The sequence below is a fragment of the Micromonospora sp. U21 genome, assembly GCF_018070045.1.
Taxonomy (GTDB): domain Bacteria; phylum Actinomycetota; class Actinomycetes; order Mycobacteriales; family Micromonosporaceae; genus Micromonospora.
This window is the reverse complement of sequence record NZ_JAGPYK010000022.1, coordinates 80,375-97,603: the sequence shown is the minus strand read 5'-3', so window position 1 is coordinate 97,603 and position 17,229 is coordinate 80,375. Positions and strand designations below refer to the sequence as shown.

General features: G+C 73.5%; 15 protein-coding genes. 10 read left to right on the top strand and 5 right to left on the bottom strand.

The window, feature by feature from the left end; translation table 11 throughout:
* A complete protein-coding gene (gene sucB, locus KBX63_RS25015) occupies positions 1-1,848 on the top strand; it encodes a 2-oxoglutarate dehydrogenase, E2 component, dihydrolipoamide succinyltransferase (protein WP_210915192.1) in 1,848 nt (615 codons plus the stop codon).
* Between the two features lie 107 nt (positions 1,849-1,955).
* On the opposite strand, the gene KBX63_RS25010 is transcribed toward sucB, so the two are convergent.
* The gene (locus tag KBX63_RS25010) at positions 1,956-2,891 is read right to left on the bottom strand and encodes an SDR family NAD(P)-dependent oxidoreductase (RefSeq protein WP_210915187.1); all 936 of its coding nucleotides are present in this window, start codon (positions 2,889-2,891) and stop codon (positions 1,956-1,958) included.
* Between the two features lie 151 nt (positions 2,892-3,042).
* On the opposite strand from KBX63_RS25010, the gene KBX63_RS25005 reads away from it, so the two are divergent.
* From KBX63_RS25005 to KBX63_RS24990, 4 genes are all read left to right on the top strand, one after another.
* Positions 3,043-3,612 (top strand): helix-turn-helix domain-containing protein, encoded by a 570-nt coding sequence (locus KBX63_RS25005; protein WP_307871827.1) that lies wholly within the window; start codon positions 3,043-3,045, stop codon positions 3,610-3,612.
* Between the two features lie 45 nt (positions 3,613-3,657).
* Entirely contained in the window at positions 3,658-4,995 is a 1,338-nt protein-coding gene (locus KBX63_RS25000) for a low temperature requirement protein A (RefSeq protein WP_210915175.1), read from the top strand.
* A 92-nt stretch (positions 4,996-5,087) separates the two neighbouring features.
* A complete protein-coding gene (locus KBX63_RS24995) occupies positions 5,088-5,588 on the top strand; it encodes a hemerythrin domain-containing protein (protein ID WP_307871826.1) in 501 nt (166 codons plus the stop codon).
* Positions 5,589-5,659: 71 nt separating this feature from the next.
* A complete protein-coding gene (locus KBX63_RS24990; protein ID WP_210915170.1) occupies positions 5,660-6,583 on the top strand; it encodes an LLM class flavin-dependent oxidoreductase in 924 nt (307 codons plus the stop codon).
* 27 nt (positions 6,584-6,610) lie between these two features.
* On the opposite strand, the gene KBX63_RS24985 is transcribed toward KBX63_RS24990, so the two are convergent.
* On the bottom strand, positions 6,611-6,991 hold the full coding sequence (locus tag KBX63_RS24985) for a MerR family transcriptional regulator (protein WP_210915166.1): 381 nt from the start codon (positions 6,989-6,991) through the stop codon (positions 6,611-6,613).
* Positions 6,992-7,046: 55 nt separating this feature from the next.
* On the opposite strand from KBX63_RS24985, the gene KBX63_RS24980 reads away from it, so the two are divergent.
* Positions 7,047-8,045, top strand: a complete 999-nt coding sequence (locus KBX63_RS24980) for an aldo/keto reductase (protein WP_210915162.1) — start codon at positions 7,047-7,049, stop codon at positions 8,043-8,045.
* 30 nt (positions 8,046-8,075) lie between these two features.
* Here the strand turns inward: KBX63_RS24980 and KBX63_RS24975 are convergent, their stop codons facing one another.
* Positions 8,076-8,927, bottom strand: a complete 852-nt coding sequence (locus KBX63_RS24975; protein ID WP_210915151.1) for an NmrA family NAD(P)-binding protein — start codon at positions 8,925-8,927, stop codon at positions 8,076-8,078.
* Between the two features lie 321 nt (positions 8,928-9,248).
* Between KBX63_RS24975 and KBX63_RS24970 the strand changes: the two genes are divergently transcribed.
* Entirely contained in the window at positions 9,249-10,148 is a 900-nt protein-coding gene (locus KBX63_RS24970) for a TIGR01777 family oxidoreductase (RefSeq protein WP_210915143.1), read from the top strand.
* A gap of 54 nt (positions 10,149-10,202) precedes the next feature.
* On the opposite strand, the gene KBX63_RS24965 is transcribed toward KBX63_RS24970, so the two are convergent.
* Positions 10,203-11,414 (bottom strand): PHB depolymerase family esterase, encoded by a 1,212-nt coding sequence (locus tag KBX63_RS24965; protein WP_210915137.1) that lies wholly within the window; start codon positions 11,412-11,414, stop codon positions 10,203-10,205.
* A gap of 235 nt (positions 11,415-11,649) precedes the next feature.
* On the opposite strand from KBX63_RS24965, the gene KBX63_RS24960 reads away from it, so the two are divergent.
* The 3 genes from KBX63_RS24960 to lipB all read left to right on the top strand — a co-directional run bounded on the left by KBX63_RS24960 (position 11,650) and on the right by lipB (position 15,475).
* Complete coding sequence (locus KBX63_RS24960) at positions 11,650-13,476, top strand: DUF2079 domain-containing protein (protein WP_210915132.1); 1,827 nt, start codon at positions 11,650-11,652, stop codon at positions 13,474-13,476.
* Between the two features lie 143 nt (positions 13,477-13,619).
* Positions 13,620-14,729, top strand: a complete 1,110-nt coding sequence (locus KBX63_RS24955; protein ID WP_210915128.1) for a hypothetical protein — start codon at positions 13,620-13,622, stop codon at positions 14,727-14,729.
* 104 nt (positions 14,730-14,833) lie between these two features.
* Positions 14,834-15,475: a lipoyl(octanoyl) transferase LipB gene (gene lipB, locus KBX63_RS24950; RefSeq protein ID WP_210915127.1), complete on the top strand. Its 642-nt coding sequence runs from the start codon at positions 14,834-14,836 to the stop codon at positions 15,473-15,475.
* Positions 15,476-15,595: 120 nt separating this feature from the next.
* On the opposite strand, the gene aspS is transcribed toward lipB, so the two are convergent.
* A complete protein-coding gene (gene aspS, locus KBX63_RS24945) occupies positions 15,596-16,912 on the bottom strand; it encodes an aspartate--tRNA(Asn) ligase (protein WP_210915126.1) in 1,317 nt (438 codons plus the stop codon).
* Positions 16,913-17,229: the final 317 nt, after the last annotated feature.

Sequence of the window (17,229 nt, the reverse complement as noted above, 5' to 3'; positions counted from 1 at the left end):
ATGCCGGTATCGGTCACCATGCCCCGGCTCGGCGAGAGCGTCACCGAGGGCACCGTCACTCGCTGGCTCAAGCAGGAGGGCGACACCGTCGAGGTCGACGAGCCACTGCTCGAGGTCTCGACCGACAAGGTCGACACCGAGATCCCGTCGCCCGCGTCGGGCGTGCTGAGCCGGATCGTGGTCGGCGAGGACGAGACCGCGGAGGTCGGCAGCGAGCTGGCTGTCATCGCCGGTGAGGGCGAGTCGGCCGGTGGCGGCGAGGCCGCCCCGCAGGAGCAGCAGCAGGCTCCGGCCGAGTCGGTCGAGCCGGCCGCCGAGCCGACGGCCGCCGCCGAGGGCACCGCCGACGAGGTCGCCCAGGACGAGGCCCCCGCCGAGGCGCCGGCCCCGGCCGCCGCCGGCGGGGGCGAGGGCACCGCGGTCAAGATGCCGGCCCTGGGCGAGAGCGTCACCGAGGGTACGGTCACCCGCTGGCTCAAGCAGGTCGGCGAGACCATCGAGGTGGACGAGCCGCTGCTGGAGGTCTCCACCGACAAGGTGGACACCGAGATCCCGTCGCCGGTCGCCGGCACGGTGCTGGAGATCAAGGTCGCCGAGGACGAGACCGCCGCGGTCGGCGCCGACCTGGCGATCATCGGCGTTGCCGGCGCTGCCCCCGCGCCGGCGAAGCCCGAGCCGAAGCCCGAGCCGAAGGCGGAGGCCAAGCCGGCGCCCAAGGCCGAGCCGAAGCCGGAGCCGAAGGTCGAGGAGCCCACCCCGGGCACGTCGTACAACGAGCCGGCCGCGGAGGCCGAGACCTCGGCGCAGCCGGTGAAGGCCGAGCAGGCCGCGCAGCCGGCCGCGCCGACCCCGACGCCGCAGCGCCCGTCCGCCCCGGCGCAGGGCGGCGGCGAGGAGGCCGCCGGGTACGTCACCCCGCTGGTGCGCAAGCTGGCCAGCGAGCACGGCGTCGACCTGTCCTCGCTCAACGGCACCGGCGTGGGTGGCCGGATCCGCAAGCAGGACGTGCTGGAGGCGGCCGAGAAGGCCAAGGCGAAGGCGGCTCCGGCCGCCCCGCAGCAGCCGGCCGCCGCGCCGTCGGCGGCCCCGGCGAAGCCGGCCGCCAAGCCGCAGCCGAGCGGCAAGCGGGGCACCACCGAGAAGCTCCCCCGGATCCGTAAGGCCATCGCCACGCGGATGCACGAGTCGCTGCACGAGATGGCGCAGCTCACCACGGTGGTCGAGGTGGACGTCACCCGGATCGCCAAGCTGCGGGCGCAGGCGAAGGACTCCTTCCAGCAGCGGCACGGCGTGAAGCTGTCCTTCCTGCCGTTCTTCGCCCTGGCGGCCGTCGAGGCGCTGCAGACGTACCCGATCGTCAACGCCCGGCTGGATCTCGAGGGTGGAACGATCACCTACCCGGAGGCGGAGCACCTCGGCATCGCGGTGGACACCGAGCGGGGTCTGCTGGTGCCGGTCATCCACAACGCCGGTGACCTCAACCTGGGCGGCGTCGCCAAACGGGTCGCGGACCTGGCCGAGCGGACCCGGACCAACAAGATCAGCCCGGACGAGCTCGCCGGCGCGACGTTCACGCTGACCAACACGGGCAGTCGGGGCGCGCTCTTCGACACCCCGATCGTGCCGTCGCCGCAGTCGGCGATGCTCGGCACGGGTGCCGTGGTCAAGCGTCCGGTCGTGGTCAACGACCCGGATCTGGGCGAGGTCGTCGCGGTCCGGTCGATGGTCTACCTGGCCATGTCCTACGACCACCGGCTGATCGACGGCGCCGACGCGGCCCGCTTCCTGGCCGCGGTCAAGGAGCGGCTGGAGGCCGGCAACTTCGAGTCGGAGCTGGGCCTGGCCTGATCCCGAGCCAGTCGGAAAAGGGCGCCCCGGTCGTCGACCGGGGCGCCCTTTCGCCGTTCGTGGGCCGCGAGCGCCGGTCGGGGCGGACCCCGGCCGGCACCGCGCACTCAGCCCTTGAGCAGGGCGGTCGAGACCTGCCAGAGTCGCTCGGCGGCCTCCGGGTCCAGCGCGTACGGGGCGACGCCGCGCCGCTCGCCGGGCGCGGCCGGGCCGGCTTCCTGGCAGTCCTCGAAGTACCGCCCGCCGGCCCCGTCGATCAGCGGTGAGGCGGCGACCAGCACCGAGGTGGCGGCACCCTGCTCGACGGACTTCCAGGCCGCCGCGTTGCCCGCGCGCACCCGGTTCAGCTCCTCCTCGCTGATGTAGCGCTGGAGGTTGGTCTGGATCGCCCCGGGCATCAGCGAGTTGGCCACGATGCCGTCGTCGGCCCAGAGCCGGGTCACCTCCACGGCGAAGAGCACGTTCGCCGTCTTCGACTGCCCGTACGCCTCCCACGGCTCGTACGGCCGGCGCTCGTACTGGATGTCGTCGAAGACCACCGGCGAGCGTAGGTGGGCGGCGGAGCTGACCGACGCGATCCGGGCCCCGTCGGCGGCGGACAGCGCCGGACGTAGCCCGGTGGCGAGCGCGAAGTGCCCCAGGTGGTTGGTGGCGAACTGCATCTCCCAGCCCTGTGGGGTCCGCATCTCGGGCGACGCCATGATGCCGGCGTTGTTGACCAGCATGTGCAGCGGGCCGTCCCAGTTGGCCACGAAGTCGGCAATCGAGCCCTGGTCGGCGAGGTCGAGCGGTGCGACCAGGATCCGGTCGTTGCCGGTGCTGGCGGTGATGTCGTCGGCGGCGCGCTGCCCGGCGTCGGTGTTGCGCACGGCCAGGGTGACCTGCGCGCCAGCGCTGGCCAGGGCGCGGGCGGTCTCGACGCCGATGCCGGACGACCCGCCGGTGACGATTGCCCGCCGGCCGCCGAGGTCCACGCCCTGGATCACGTCCATGGCGGTGGAGTCATGGGTGAACGGTGTGGTGATCGGGGTGCTCGTCGTCATGGATCCATCCTTGTTCGGGTGGGGCGGACCGGACCGGCCCGCCGCTACGATGGAAGCGGAGGATCCTCCGCTACGTTCGAGACTAACCGGAGCTTCCTCCGGATACCACTTCGGGGTGAACCCGACGGCCCGCGCCAGCGAAGGAGGAGATGTGCCGGAGACCAGCCCCCGCCCGCTTCGGGCGGACGCCCTGCGCAACCGCGAGCGGTTGCTGGAGGCCGCGATCCAGGCGTTTTCCCGCCCCGGGCCGGAGGTAACGCTCGACACCATCGCCCGGGAGGCCGGGGTGGGCATCGGCACCCTCTACCGTCACTTCCCCACCCGCGAGGCGCTGATCGAGGCGGCCTACCGCAACGAGTTGGGCAAACTCTGCGACGCCGCGTTGCACCTGCTCGACCAGCTGCCGCCGGACCGGGCGCTACGGGGTTGGATGTCCCGGTTCATCGACTACCTCGCCACCAAGCGCGGGATGGCCGACGCCCTGCGCCTGGTGATCGCCGCGGGCACCAACCCGTACGCGCAGAGCCGGGACCGGCTGCTGGAGGCACTCGGCCGGCTGCTGGCCGCGGGCGCCGCGGCCGGCACCGTACGCGCCGACGTCGACACGGGAGACGTGCTGACCAGCCTGAGCGGGATCTCCCTGGCCGCTGGCGAGCGCGCCCAGGCCGACCGGTTGCTCGACCTGCTCATGGACGGTTTGCGGCACCGTCGAGCGGGCTGACCCGTTCCGGCTTCGGGCCGGTCCGGACGCTGCCAGAGTGGGACCGTGGGCGGCTACCGGCGGCGTGGGCGACTGGGGCCCGCCGTCCCGATCGCCCCCGGTGCCCGGGTGGACAAGTTCGAGGTCTTCTTCGATCTGGTCTTCGTCTTCTCGTTCTTCATCATCACCCGGGCGACCGCCGCGAACATCTCCGGCCGGCAGCTCCTGCACGCCGGCCTGGTGCTCGCCGTGCTCTGGTGGATCTGGGTGGTGCACAGCCTGGTCGCCACCCGGGTCCGGCTCGGCGAAGGCTACGTGCCGGTGCTCATGGTGATCGCCATGGCCGCCCTGTTCGCGTTCGCGCTGGCACTGCCGCAGGCGTTCACCGACCCGAAGCGCGGCACCGCGGGCCCGATGCTGGTGGCCATCAGCTACGTCGTGGTCCGGGGCGTCCACATGATCCTGTACCAGCATGTGGTGCGGGACAGCCCGCAGGAGCGCCGACAGCTACGCCGGTTCGCCCCGGAGCTGGCGGCGAGCATCATCCTGTTGCTGGCCGCCGCGCTGGTGCCGCCAATGATCGCCGACCCCGATCAGGCCGCGATGGTCCGCGACGCCCTGTGGATCACCGTGGTGCTGGTCCAGTACGCCACCGGCTTCATCGTCGGCACCTGGGGCTGGGGGGTGACCAGCGCCGAGCACTGGACGGAGCGCTACGACCTCATCCTGATCATCGCGCTGGGCGAGTCCGTGATCTCCGTGGGCGTCGGCGGCAACCTGCTCGTCGGCAAGCCGGTCACCTGGCCGGCGGTGGCCGCCGCCTCGCTCGGGATCTTCTTCACCGCCGCCCTGTGGTGGGCGCACTTCGACTTCATCGGCCCGGCCGCCCGGATCGCCCTGCACGCGGCTGAGGGCGCCCCCCGGGTGGCGATGGCCCGCGACGCGTACGCGTACCTCTACCTGCCGATGATCGCCGCGGTGATCCTCTTCTCCATCGGCAGCGAGGAGATCCTGCACCAGATCACCGATCCGGCCGGCGGGCCCGCGCAGAAGATCGAGGGGCCCGCTGTGCCGATGCTCTTCGGCGGGGTGATCTGTTACCTCGCCGCGAATCTGCTGTTCCAACTGCGCACCCTGCACACCGTCACCTGGACCCGGATCGGCGTGCTGGTGGTGCTGGCAGCGGCCCTGCCGATCGGGCAGCACCTGCCGGCGCTGGGCGCACTCACCCTCCTCACCGCGATCTGCGTCGCGCTGGTGGCCGTCGAGGTGCTGGTGATGTCCGAGTCACGGCACGCGCTGCGGGCTGCTGTCTTCGAGGAACGGACCGTCCACGAGGCCCGCGAGGCCGACTTCCGGGCCAGCTGGCACCTCAAGGAACCCGACGAGCCGACCACGCCGTGACCCCGCCGCGATAGGCTCCAGCCCAGCGTCGCGGTGCACCCGGCACAAAGGCCGCCGTGGGCATGGAGGCGCGGGGACAGCATGGGACGAACGTGCACCCACCCGATTCACCGGCCGGCCGGCTCGCCGCCGTCGGCAATCAGATGATCGAGATCCACCTCTGGCTCAGCGCGGAGCTGGCCCGTCTCCGGGCGAGCCTCGACGCCGACGGCCCCGGCGAGGCCCGCCCCTCGCGCGACCTGCGGGTCCACTGCCTGACCTTCTGCACCGCGCTCGGCCGGCACCACACCGGTGAGGACCACGGCGCGTTCCGGCTGCTGGCCGACCAGGTTCCCGAGCTTCGCCCGGTCCTCGCCAACCTGATCACCGACCACGAGGTGGTCGCGGGGATCCTGGGCCGGATCGAGGAGCTGCTGGGCGATCCCACGCCGCTGCCGGTGGCCCGGCTGCGCGCCGAGCTGGACGGGCTGGCCGCGCTGCTGGAGTCGCACTTCCGGTACGAGGAGAAGAGGCTGGTCACCGCGCTGAACGCGCTCACCGGCCGGCCCGGGACGGTCGAGGAACTCCTCGGTCTGACGCCGCCCGCCGGCTGACGCGTGTCTCCCCTCGGCAGAACCGGCGCTTCGCACTGGCCAGACGGCTCGGTGCGCGGCAGGCTGGGGCCGTGGTCACCTTCTCGGTCCAGGCGAGCCCGTCCGACGCTGCCAGCTGGTGTGAGCTGGCCCGCCGGGTGGAGTCGGCCGGCTACGACGCGCTGCTGGTCGGCGACCATCCGGGCGTGGTCGCCGCGCCGTTCGTCGCGCTGGCCGCCGCCGCGTCGGTCACCTCGACACTCGGCCTCGGCTCGTACGTCACCAACGCCGGCGTCCGGGAGCCGGCGCTGCTCGCCACCGACGTGGCCACCCTCGACCTGGTCTCCGGCGGGCGGGCCCGGCTCGGCATCGGCGCCGGCCACACCCCGGTCGAGTGGCGGGCGGTGGGGCGGGAGCGCCCGGACGTCGCCGGCCGGGTGCGCCGGTGCGTCGCGGTGGCCGAGGCGGTCCGGTCCCTGCTGACCGGCGAGGAGGTCACCGTCGACAGTGCCGACCTGGCGGTGCACGCCGCGCGACTGGACCGGCCCCGACCGGTGCAGCCGCGGATCCCGTTGACGGTGGGCACGGCCAACACCGACCTGCTGCGCTGGGCCGGGGCGCACGCCGACGTGGTCGGGCTCAGCGGCTTCGGTCGTACTCTCGCCGACGGCCACGGCCACGACGTGCGCTGGCGGGTCGCGGAGATCGAGGCGCAGCTGGCCGCGGTCGCGGCCGGCGCGGCCGGGCGGGACGCCCCGCCCGCGCTGGAGGCGCTGGTGCAGCGGGTGGTGGTCGGCGGCGACGCGGCGGCCGCCGCCGCGCAGACCGCCGAAGAGACCGGCCTGACCGTCGACGAGCTGCTCGCCACGCCGTTCGTGCTGATCGGCACCGCGGACGAGATCGTCGCGGCGGTGGCCGCGCACCGGCGGCGCTGGGGCGTGACCCGCTACGTGGTCCGGGCCGACGCGCTCGATCCGCTGGCCCCGCTGCTGCCCCGGCTGGCCGCCATCACCTGAGCGGCCTCCGGCGCCGGGTCGGTTGGCCTACCCGCTCTCCGACCCCGATCCGGGCAGCTGCTCGTAGAAGCGGATCTTCTCCCGGAGGTGGTCGTACTGGCGCTGGAGCAGGCGCATCTGTTCCTCGACCCGCACCGCGTGCCGTTTCAGCAGCTCACGGCGCTCGTCGGCGGTGTGCTCGCCCTCGCGGGCCAGCTGCGCGTAGCGGCACATCTGGGCGATCGGCATTCCGGTGTCGCGCAGGCAGCGGAACAGCACCAGCCAGCCGAGGTCGTCGTCGGTGAAGATCCGCTGGCCGCCCGACGTCCGGCTCACGTCGGCGAGCAGGCCGATCTTCTCGTAGTACCGCAGGGTGTCCAGGCTGAAGCCGCTGCGCCGGGCGGCCTCCGCGGGGGCGTAACCGGTCATGCCCCGAGATGGTAGTGGTTGACCTGGAGCGCACTCCAGGTTGGAAGCTGACCGCATGACGACGACACGGACGCTCGGACGCAGCGGCATCGAGGTGAGCGCGATCGGGATGGGATGCTGGGCGATCGGCGGCCCCCTCTGGGGCGACGGCGGGCAGCCGTTCGGCTGGGGCGAGGTGGACGACGACGAGTCGATCCGCACCATCCACCGCGCGCTCGACCTCGGGGTGACCCTGTTCGACACGGCCAGCAACTACGGCGCCGGGCACAGCGAGCGGATCCTCGGCCGGGCCCTGGCCGGCCGACGGGACGACGCGGTGATCGCCACCAAGTTCGGCAACGTCAGCGAGGAGGCCACCCGTCGGGCGCTCGGCACCGACGCCAGCCCGGCCTTCGCGGTGCGCAGCCTGGAGGATTCGCTGCGCCGGCTCGGCACCGACCACGTCGACCTCTACCAGCTGCACATCAACGAGCTGCCGGTGCCCGCCGCGCTCGACCTGGTCGGCGCCCTGGAGGACCTGGTCGGCCAGGGCAAGATCCGGGCGTACGGCTGGAGCACCGACGACCCTGCCTCGGCGGAGGCGTTCGCGGCGGCTGGTGTGCACTGCGCCGCCATCCAGCACGACGAGTCGGTGCTGCGGGACAACGCGGCGGTGCTGGCGGTCTGCGACAGTTACGACCTGGCCAGCCTCAACCGTGGCCCGCTGGCGATGGGGCTGCTCACCGGGTCGACCCGGGCGGTCGGCGCGGACGACGTACGCGGCCGGGCGCCCGAGTGGTTGCAGTGGTTCACCGACGGCCGGCCCACGCCGCGCTGGGCGGCCCGGGTCGAGCAGGTCCGTGCGGCGCTCACCGCCGACGGGCGCACCCTGGCCCAGGGCGCGCTCGGCTGGCTGCTGGCCCGCAGCCCGCGAACGGTGCCCATCCCCGGCCTGCGCACGGTGGCGCAGGCGGAGGAGAACCTGGCCACCCTGGCGCTCGGCCCGCTGGGCGCCGAGGCGTACGACGAGGTGGAGCGGCTGCTGGCCGACCTGCGGCCGGCCCACGCGGCCTGACCATCGGACCGGTTCACGCCCCGGGCGCCGTCAGCGGAAGTCGTCCGCGTGCTCGGCGGCCCACTGCCGGAACGTGCGCCCGGGGCGTCCGGTCACCTGCTCGACGTCCGGGGCGACCCAGCCGTTGCCCTCGGGATGGCGCCCCATCTCCAGGAACCACTCGATCACCTCGGCGGGGTAGTGGTCCTTCCAGTGCTCGCGGGCCTGCTCCGGGGTCAGCTCGTCGAACCGCACCGGACGGCCGATCGCCTCGCCGATCATCCGGACCACGTCCCGGCGGCGGACCGGCTCCGGACCGGTCGGCTGGTACACCCGGCCGGCGTGGCCCTCCTCGGTGAGCGCCGCCACGATGACCGCGGCGATGTCCGCCTCGTGGACCAGCGCGCTGTTCCAGTCCCCGAACGGCGCCCGCACCACCCCCTCGGTCCGGATGCCGGCCGCCCAGTCCCGGGTGTTCGCCATGAACTCGCCGGGGAAGACGTGCGTCCACTCCAGGCCCGAGTTCTCGACGGCCCGGTGCAGGGGCCGGTGGGGTGCCTCGATCGGGTCGTCGTCCGCCCGGCTCGGATCGTTGTGACCGAGGTGGGTGACCCGGCGGACGCCGGCCTGCCGGGCCAGCTCCAGGATCTCCGCACCGGTGGCCAGCGGCCCGTAACCGTCCATCGCGACCAGGTGCATGCGCGTCACGCCGCGCAGCGCCGGAGCCAGCGTGTCGGGCCTGGCGAAATCGCCCGCCACCACCTCCACCCCGCTGGGCAGCGCCGCGGCCGCCGGCGACGCGGGGTCGCGGGTCAGCGCGCGTACGTCGTGGCCGGCCGCCACGAGTTGCCGGACCAGACTGCCTCCGACGGTCCCGGTCGCTCCGGTCACCAGGATCGGCATGGTTCCTCCTCACGGGTCGCCCGACGGCGGGCACGGCGCGCCAACCCCGCCATTCGGGGGCGCACTCGGATGGCTCATGGTCAGCCGGATCGACGCCGGAAGCAATCGCGAACAACGCATTCACGTTCGCTCTGACCTGCGGAAACGTGCCGGCCGCCGAATGCGGGCGGCAGCCTTTTTCGGCGCGCGGAACGCCCGTTGACCTGCGGTTCCACGCCGCCCGGGGGATCGGACGCAGATTTCTTCGCCGGGGCGCTACGCAGCCGGTGACGTCGGCCGCCCCACGCATCCGCCGGCGGCGCTCTGGGCGAAGATGTGGGCATGCGGATCCTTCTGGCCGGCGCGTCCGGCTTCCTCGGCACCCGGCTGGTCGCCCGCCTCTCGGCCGACGGGCACCAGGTCACCCGGCTGGTCCGCCGGTCACCACGCGACCCGCAGGAGCGGCGATGGGACCCCGCCGCCGGGCAGCTCGACCCGGCGGCGGTCGCGGGGTCGGACGCCGTGGTCAACCTGGCCGGCGCGGGTGTCGGCGACAAGCGGTGGAACGACGGCTACCGACGGTTGATCCGGGCCAGCCGGGTGGACACCACCAGCACACTGGCGGTCACCATCGCCGGCCTACCAGCCGCGGACCGGCCGCGGGTGCTGCTCAACTCCTCGGCCGTGGGCTGGTACGGCAACACCGGCGACCGGGTGGTGGAGGAGGACGCGCCGGCCGGCGAGGGGTTCCTGGCCGACGTCTGCCGGGTCTGGGAGGCCGCGACCCGGCCGGCCGAGGACGCCGGCGTACGCGTGGTGCGGCTGCGCATCGGCCTGCCGTTGCACCGCGACGGCGGGATGCTCAAGCCGCAGCTGCTGCCGATGCGGCTGGGCGTCTCGGGCCCGCTCGGCGGCGGCCGGCAGTGGTGGCCCTGGATCTCCATGGCGGACTGGCTGCGGGCGTTCCTCTTCCTGCTTGACCGGGACGACGTCGCCGGGCCGGTCAACATGGTCGGTCCGGCCCCCTCGACCAACGCGGAGTTCACCCGGGAGCTCGCCCGGCAGCTGCACCGTCCTGCGATCATGCCCATCCCGGCGCTGGCGCTGAAGGTGGTGCTTGGCGGGTTCGCCCACGAGGCCCTCACCAGCACCCGCGTCGTGCCGGCCGTGCTGACCCGGGCCGGCTTCACCTACCACCACCCCGACCTGCCCAGCGCCCTGCGCGCCGCGCTCACCGAGTGACGAGGAGAGGGCCCCTCCCGTCGGGTCGGGAAGGGCCCTCTCGGCGGGGGTGGGTCAGCAGCCGACGACCCAGTAGTTGGGGCCGGTCTGCTTGAGCGCACTGGTGTAGAAGGTGTTGTACAGGCCCATCCGCTGATTGGATCCGTTCGTGTAGGCGTAGCCGCCGGACTGGTACGCCCGGCCGGCGCTGACGTGCGCGTAGTTGCTGGCGGTCACGCAGGTCGGCGGCGTGGTCGGGGTGGGGGTCGGCGTCGGCGTGGCCGTCGGGGTGGGGGTGGGGGTGGTGCCGCCACCGTTGAGCCCGAAGAAGACCGCGTCGCGGTACGTCGAGCAGATGGTGTCCAGGAAGTACGCGGCGGTGCTGCCGCACTGCTCGGCGCCGGAGCCCGGGTCGACCGGGGTGCCGTGCCCCATTCCGGAGACCCGGTAGAGCCGCACGTCGTCGTTGCCGTACACCTCCAGGCCGGTGCCGCCGGGCAGCGACGAGGTGCTGGTCGGGGTCTGTGAAACCCCCCGCACGTTCGTCCACTGGTCGCGGGACTCCGCGCCGTTGAGCGGGGCGACCGTCGTGTCCGAGGTGCCGTGCCAGATGGCCACCCGGGGCCGCCGGCCGCTGTAGCCGGGGTACGCGCCGCGAACCAGGTCACCCCAGGCGGCCGGCGTCTTGTCCGCGCCCGGGTTCATGCAGCTGAACGCGTTGACCATGCTGGTGGCGCAGCGGTACGGGATGCCCGCGATGATCGATCCGGCGGCGAAGACGTCCGGGTAGGTGGCGAGCATGACCGAGCTCATCGCCGCGCCCGCGGAGAGGCCGCTGACGAAGACCCTGGATCCGTCCACCCCGAAGTTCGCCTTGGCGTGGTCGACCATCTGCTTGATCGACAACGCCTCGCCCTGGCCCCGTGCCGTGTCCCCCGGCTCGAACCAGTTGAAGCAGCTGTTGGCGTTGTTGCCCGACGGTTGCTGGGGAACGATGAGGGCGAACTTCCACTGGTCGGCGAACTTGCGCCAGCCGGAGTTGGTGAAGTAGCCGGATGCGTTCTGGGTGCAGCCGTGCAGCAGCACCACGGCGGGAGAGCTGGCCGGCAGGTTGTCCGGACGGTAGGCGTACATGGCGAGGTTGCCCGGGTTGGAGCCGAAGCCGGTGACCTGGGTCAGGCTGGCCGCCTGGGCGGGCGTGGCGAGGACGACCGCACCGGCCACGGCGAGGACGAGCCCGGCGACCGCACCGATCAGCCGGGTGAGGATGGACGAGGAGCGGCGCACGGCGGCCTCCTGAGGGGGCGGACTGTGAACTGGGTCACGGTCGAATTGCCGGAACGTTACGTCGATGTGTCGCCGCTATGACATGGGCCACAGTCACACATTCACGACGACCGCTGTGTACGCCGGACCGCCGAGCCGTTGGGAAGGGCCCCCTCCTCTACCTGAGGCGACAACAAGGGTCCCCTCCTTGCATGTATGACCGGCCGGTCCAGGTCCGGTTGGTAACGTCCGCTGCGTGCCGTCCTCCCCGTCGCTGGCCACCGGGCCCGCACCCGCGTCACCACCTCGCGCCGCCCGGGACCGCCGGGTCGACCTGATCGTCGTGCTGGCGGCGCTCGCGCTCGCCGTCTGGGTGACCAGTGGGCTGTGGCGGGACCCGAACGTGCGCACCATCACCGTCAACTCCAGCGACCAGGCGCTCTTCGAGTGGCTGCTCGCCTTCGGCGGGCATGCGGTCACGCACGGGGAGAACCCGCTCTTCACGTACCTGATCAACGTCCCGGACGGGGTCAACCTCGCGGTCAACACCTCGATCACGGTGTACGCGGTCGTCTTCGCCCCGCTCACATACCTGATCGGGCCGCCGGCGACCTTCCTGGTGATCCTCACCCTCAACCTGTTCGCCACCGCGCTCGCCTGGTACTGGCTGCTCTCCCGGCACCTGGTCCGCAGCCGGCTGGCCGCCGGGATCGGCGGCCTGTTCATCGCCTACTCCCCCGGCATGGTCTCGCACGCCAACGCCCACCTGAACTGGACCGCCGGCTGGCTGGTGCCGCTGCTGGTGTGGCGGTTGTTCGCGCTGCGCCGGCCCGGGCACTGGCTCCGGGACGGGGTGATCCTCGGCGTCCTGGTCGCGGTGGCCTTCTCGATCGCCGCCGAGGGCCTGTTCTTCACCGCGCTCGCGCTCGGCGTGTTCGTCTCCGTCTGGGCACTGCACCCGGTCCACCGGGCCGAGGCCCGGGCCGTGCTGCCCACCTTCCTGCGCGGGCTCGGGGTGACCACGGTCGTGGCCGGCGTGCTGCTGTCGTACCCGCTGTGGCTGCACTTCGCCGGCCCCCAGCGGTTCCACGGCACCGGCTTCGATCCGGTGATCCACTCCGAGGACATCGCCGCGTTCGCCGCGTTCCCGCGCCGCTCGCTGGCCGGCGAGGCCGGACTGGGCACCGCGCTGGCGCCGAACCCCACCGAGGAGAACTCGTTCTTCGGCATCCCCCTGCTGGTGCTCACCGTGGTCTGCTTCGTCGCGCTCTGGCGACGCGCCGATGCCGCCCGCAGGGCCACCCTCTGGGCGCTGGGCGCCACCGCGCTGATCTTCACCGTGCTCTCCTTCGGGCCGGTGGCGAAGGTCAACGGGCGGCGCACCGACCTGCCGATGCCGTTCGACGTGCTCGGGCAACTGCCGGTGGTGAACGCCGCGCTGCCCGCCCGGCTGGCCCTGGTGGTCGCGCCGGTGGTCGGGGTGCTGCTGGCGTACGCCATCGACCAGCTACGGCACGACCCGCCCCGGCACCGCTCCGCGGAGGTGGCCTGGTCGGTTGGCTTCGCCGTGGCCCTGCTGCCGCTGCTGCCCGCCCCGCTGCTGACACACGAGCGGGAGCCCATCCCGCGATTCATCACGGCGGGCACCTGGCGGGAGTACGTCTCGCCCGGCGGGGTGCTCACGCCGGTGCCGCTGGCCGTGGACATCTACCCGGACGGGCAGCGCTGGCAGGCGTACGCGCTGTCGCACCGGCAGGGTGAGTTCGCCATTCCGGGCGGCTTCTTCCTCGGCCCGGGCGGACCGGACGGTCGCGGTCGGATCGGGCCGGTGCCCCGCACCCTGAACGCACTCATGGACCAGGCCGGCCGGACCGGGCTGGTGCCGATCGTCACCGACGGCACCACGCGGGAGGTCCGAGCCGACCTTCGGCTCTGGCGGGTCGAGGCGGTCGTCCTTCCCGACCGGGTGCACGGGGCGAAGTTCGACGTCGACGAGGAGGCGGTCCGGCGCACCGCCACCGCACTGTTCGGCGAACCGCAACGGGTCGACGACGTCTGGGTCTGGCGCATCCCGCCGGCCTGATCAACGGCCGGTCGGCTGATCCCCCAGCGGCCACGCCGCGACCGAGGGGCACCGCGGCGGGCCGCCGTCGCGTCCAATGGGGCGGTGCGGATGACGGACGCTGGCTCCGGCGCGGTGCGGGGGCTGCCGTCGCGCTGGCTCTCGTGGCGCTGAGCGCCCCCGCGGCGACGGCCGCCGACGGTACGGCAGGCGCGGTGCCCACCCGCGTGCACGACCCCATAACTGTGGCAGGCCACCGCGAACTGCTCGACCTCACCACCGGCCGACAGCACCGCACGCTGCGCACGGGGGTGGACCCTCTGGCCTGGTCGCCGGACGGGCAGCGGGTGGTGGGCACCCGCAGCAACAACACGGTGATCAGCTACGGGCCGGACAACCAGCAGCTCAACGACCCGGAGCAGCCGGAAGACCTGCTCGTCGTCGACCCGTACCGGGGCACCGAGCGGGTGGTCGGCGCCGGCACGTTCGCCGCTCACGCCGTGGCGGCCTGGTCACCCGGTGGCGACCTGGTGGCGGTGGCCGGCCCGCCCGACGACGCCGCGCTGGTCGTCGAGCGCCAGCGGCTGGTGGTCGTCGATCCCGCCGGCGACCGGCCGCGCTGGCAGGTCGACCTGGGCGCGCGGCGGATGTTGGCCGGCCCGGGCGCCTGGCACCCGGACGGCCAATGGATCGCGCTGCTCGTCTTCGACGGCTGCGCCGGCCCCGGCTGCACGCCCGATCAGGCGGCGGTGCGCACCTGGCGGATCGAGTTCCTGGAGGCGGCCACCGGGCGGGTCGTCGGCCAGCCGCCGCCGGTCGACGCCTCGACCACCAAGGTCGTCGGCTGGCGCGGCACCGACCCTGTGGTGCAGCGGATGACCGACACCCAGCGGGACGAGGACCGGCGGGCCACTCTCGCCGTGCTGTCGGCCGACGGCGGGCACGAGGTGCTGCTGACCGCGCCGGACGAGGCGACGGCCATCACCGTGCCGGGCGACCTGCTGGCCCGGGCCGCGTTCGGCGGCCCGGAGCGCCGCCCGTCGCCGTTCGCCGCGCCGCTCTGGTGCTACCTGGCGCTGGCCGTGCCACTGCTGCTCGCCGTCGCCCTCCTCGTCCGCTACCGGCATCGCCGGCGTGGTTCCGCCGCCGACGCGCACCCCGGGCCTGACGCCCCGCGCGGACCCGGCCTGACGCCCCGCGCAGACCCGGCCCGACGCCCCGCGCAGACCCGGCCCGACGCCCCGCGCAGACCCGGCCCGACGCCTGGCGCCTGAGGCCTGAGGCGGGCGGGCAGCGGGGCCCGCAGCCGGGGCTGCCGACACCCTGGTGAGGCGGCTCACCAGCGATCATCGCCGGTCACGGGACTAGGCTGAAGGGCGTGACGACGACGACCTCCGGCCTGACGGCCGTCCGCGCCGGCCTGCTCGAGTACCAGGCCGCCTGGGACGAGCAGCGCCGCCTGCACGAGTCGGTGGTGGCCGGCGAGCGCGGCGACACCGTGCTGCTGCTGGAGCACCCGAGCGTCTACACCGCGGGCAAGCGCACCGAGCCGTGGGACCGGCCGGTGGACGGCACCCCGGTCGTCGACGTGGACCGCGGCGGCAAGATCACCTGGCACGGGCCGGGGCAGCTCGTCGGCTACCCGATCCTCCGGCTGCCCGACCCGGTGGACGTGGTCGCGTACGTACGCCGCACCGAGGAGCTGCTGATCGACGTGTGCGCCGAGTTCGGGCTGACCGCCGGTCGGGTCGAGGGGCGCAGCGGTGTCTGGGTGCCCGAGGACGACCGGGGGCCGGCTCGCAAGGTGGCCGCCATCGGCATCCGGGTCGCCCGGGGCGTCACCCTGCACGGCTTCTCGATCAACTGCGACTGCGACCTGACGTACTTCGATCGGATCGTGCCGTGCGGCATCCGGGACGCCGGCGTCACCTCGCTCACCGCCGAGTTGGGCCGCCCGATCACCGTCGCCGACGTGCTCCCGGTCGTCGAACGCCGACTGTCCACCCTCGTCGAGGCCTGACACCGCCAACCTCGTCGATCTAGGGACCATCGTCGCTGATTGATCTACGGACGACACGATTATCCCTAGATCGACGAGTTGCCGGCCGCGCCGGCCGCGCCGGCCGGCGCGGCCCCTCGGTCAGGGGGTCAGGCGGTGTAGGTCGCGGGGGAAGGCGGTGACCTCCCGGATGTTCGCCGCGCCGACCAGGCGGGCCACGAAGCGCTCCAGGCCGATGGCGAAGCCGCCGTGCGGCGGCATGCCATGCCGGAACGCGTCCAGGTAGCCGGCGTACGGCTCGACCGGCTCCCCCCGGGCCGCCAGCGCCGCCAGGTAGTCGGCGTGCCGGTGCAGCCGCTGCCCGCCGGTGACCAGCTCCAAGCCCCGGAAGAGCAGGTCGAAGCCGTTGGAGTAGGCCGGCCGGGCCGGGTCCGGGTGGGTGTAGAAGGGTCGCTTCGCCATCGGGTAGCCGGTGACGAAGAGGAAGTCCGACGCGTGCTCGCGCCGGGCCCACTCCCCCAGCGCCCGTTCATGGGCGGGCGCGAGGTCCGGCTCGTCGGCGGGTGCGCCGGCGATCGTCAGCGCCTCGGTGAAGTGCACCGCCGGGATCTGAGCCGGCACGGCCGGCATCTCGACGCCGAGCGTGGCCAGCGCGCCTCCGGCCCGCTCGCCCACCGTGCCCAGCATCCCGGCCAGGGTGTCCCGCAGCACGACCATCACGTCGCGGTGGTCGGGGACGAAGCCAAGCTCCACGTCGAGCGAGGTGTACTGCGCGAGGTGCCGGACGGTGTCGTGCGGTTCGGCCCGGAAGACCGGCCCCACCTCGTAGACCCGTTCGAAGACGCCGACCATCAGCTGCTTGTAGAACTGCGGCGACTGGGCAAGGTACGCGGGCCGGCCGAACCAGTCCAGCGCGAACACGTTCGCCCCGCTCTCCGTGGAGGAGCTGACCACCTTCGGCGTGTGGATCTCCACGAAGTCCCGGGCGTCGAGCGCGGCACGGAACCCGGCCACCGCCGCCGCCGAGATCCGCAGCGCCGCCGATCGGGTGGGGTGCCGCAGCGCGGTCGGCGCGTGGTCGAGCTGGGTGGGCAGACTCGCGGTGAGCGCCGGCCGGTACAGGTCGAACGGCGGCGGCACGGCGGGCGGGCCGAGCGGACGTACCGTCGGGTCGGTCAGCTCGACCCCGGCGGACGCCGTCGCCGGCGGGGTCTTGGACGCGCCGTAGCTGTCCCGCGCGGTGACCGTCCCGGTGACCTCGACGACCGTCTCCTCGGTGAGTTTCTCCAGCTCGGCGCGGGCGGCCGGGTCGGTGACGACGACCTGGGCCAGGCCGGCGGCGTCCCGCACGATCAGGAAGGCCACCGATTTGAGCATTCGACGGCGGTGGACCCAGCCGGCGATCCGCACGGTCGCGCCGACCTGGGTGGGCAGTTGGTGGGACAGGGTTCGTTGCATGGCGGGCTGCTCCTCGGTCGATCGCCACGCCGTCGCCGCCCTGGGTGGCGAAGCGTCGCATCAGCCCCAGGGAGGTGTGGGCGAGCGGGAACCTCGCGGTGCCACCACACCTTCGCCCCCGCCGGAGCGGGGGCCTCGTTCGTCGCCTGATGACCGGGGCCAGCCGGGCGGGCTCTACTGGGCACGGGGTGACCCCGCAACCGTTCTTCCCGCAGCTCGGGAGGGTCTTCGCGCACCGGCGCCAGACCGCCTCTCAGCACCGGCGGCTCTCTGCACTGGCGGGTCGGGCGCTACTCGGCTCCGTCATCGCTGTTGGC

Bases quoted from the DNA above. Each gene is read 5' to 3' on its own strand.
- KBX63_RS24980 (WP_210915162.1), top strand. From the start codon at position 7,047: ATGACGACGACACGGACGCTCGGACGCAGCGGCATCGAGGTGAGCGCG.
- aspS (WP_210915126.1), bottom strand. From the start codon at position 16,912: ATGCAACGAACCCTGTCCCACCAACTGCCCACCCAGGTCGGCGCGACC.
- KBX63_RS24985 (WP_210915166.1), bottom strand. From the start codon at position 6,991: ATGACCGGTTACGCCCCCGCGGAGGCCGCCCGGCGCAGCGGCTTCAGC.
- KBX63_RS24975 (WP_210915151.1), bottom strand. From the start codon at position 8,927: ATGCCGATCCTGGTGACCGGAGCGACCGGGACCGTCGGAGGCAGTCTG.
- sucB (WP_210915192.1), top strand. From the start codon at position 1: ATGCCGGTATCGGTCACCATGCCCCGGCTCGGCGAGAGCGTCACCGAG.
- KBX63_RS24970 (WP_210915143.1), top strand. From the start codon at position 9,249: ATGCGGATCCTTCTGGCCGGCGCGTCCGGCTTCCTCGGCACCCGGCTG.
- KBX63_RS25010 (WP_210915187.1), bottom strand. From the start codon at position 2,891: ATGACGACGAGCACCCCGATCACCACACCGTTCACCCATGACTCCACC.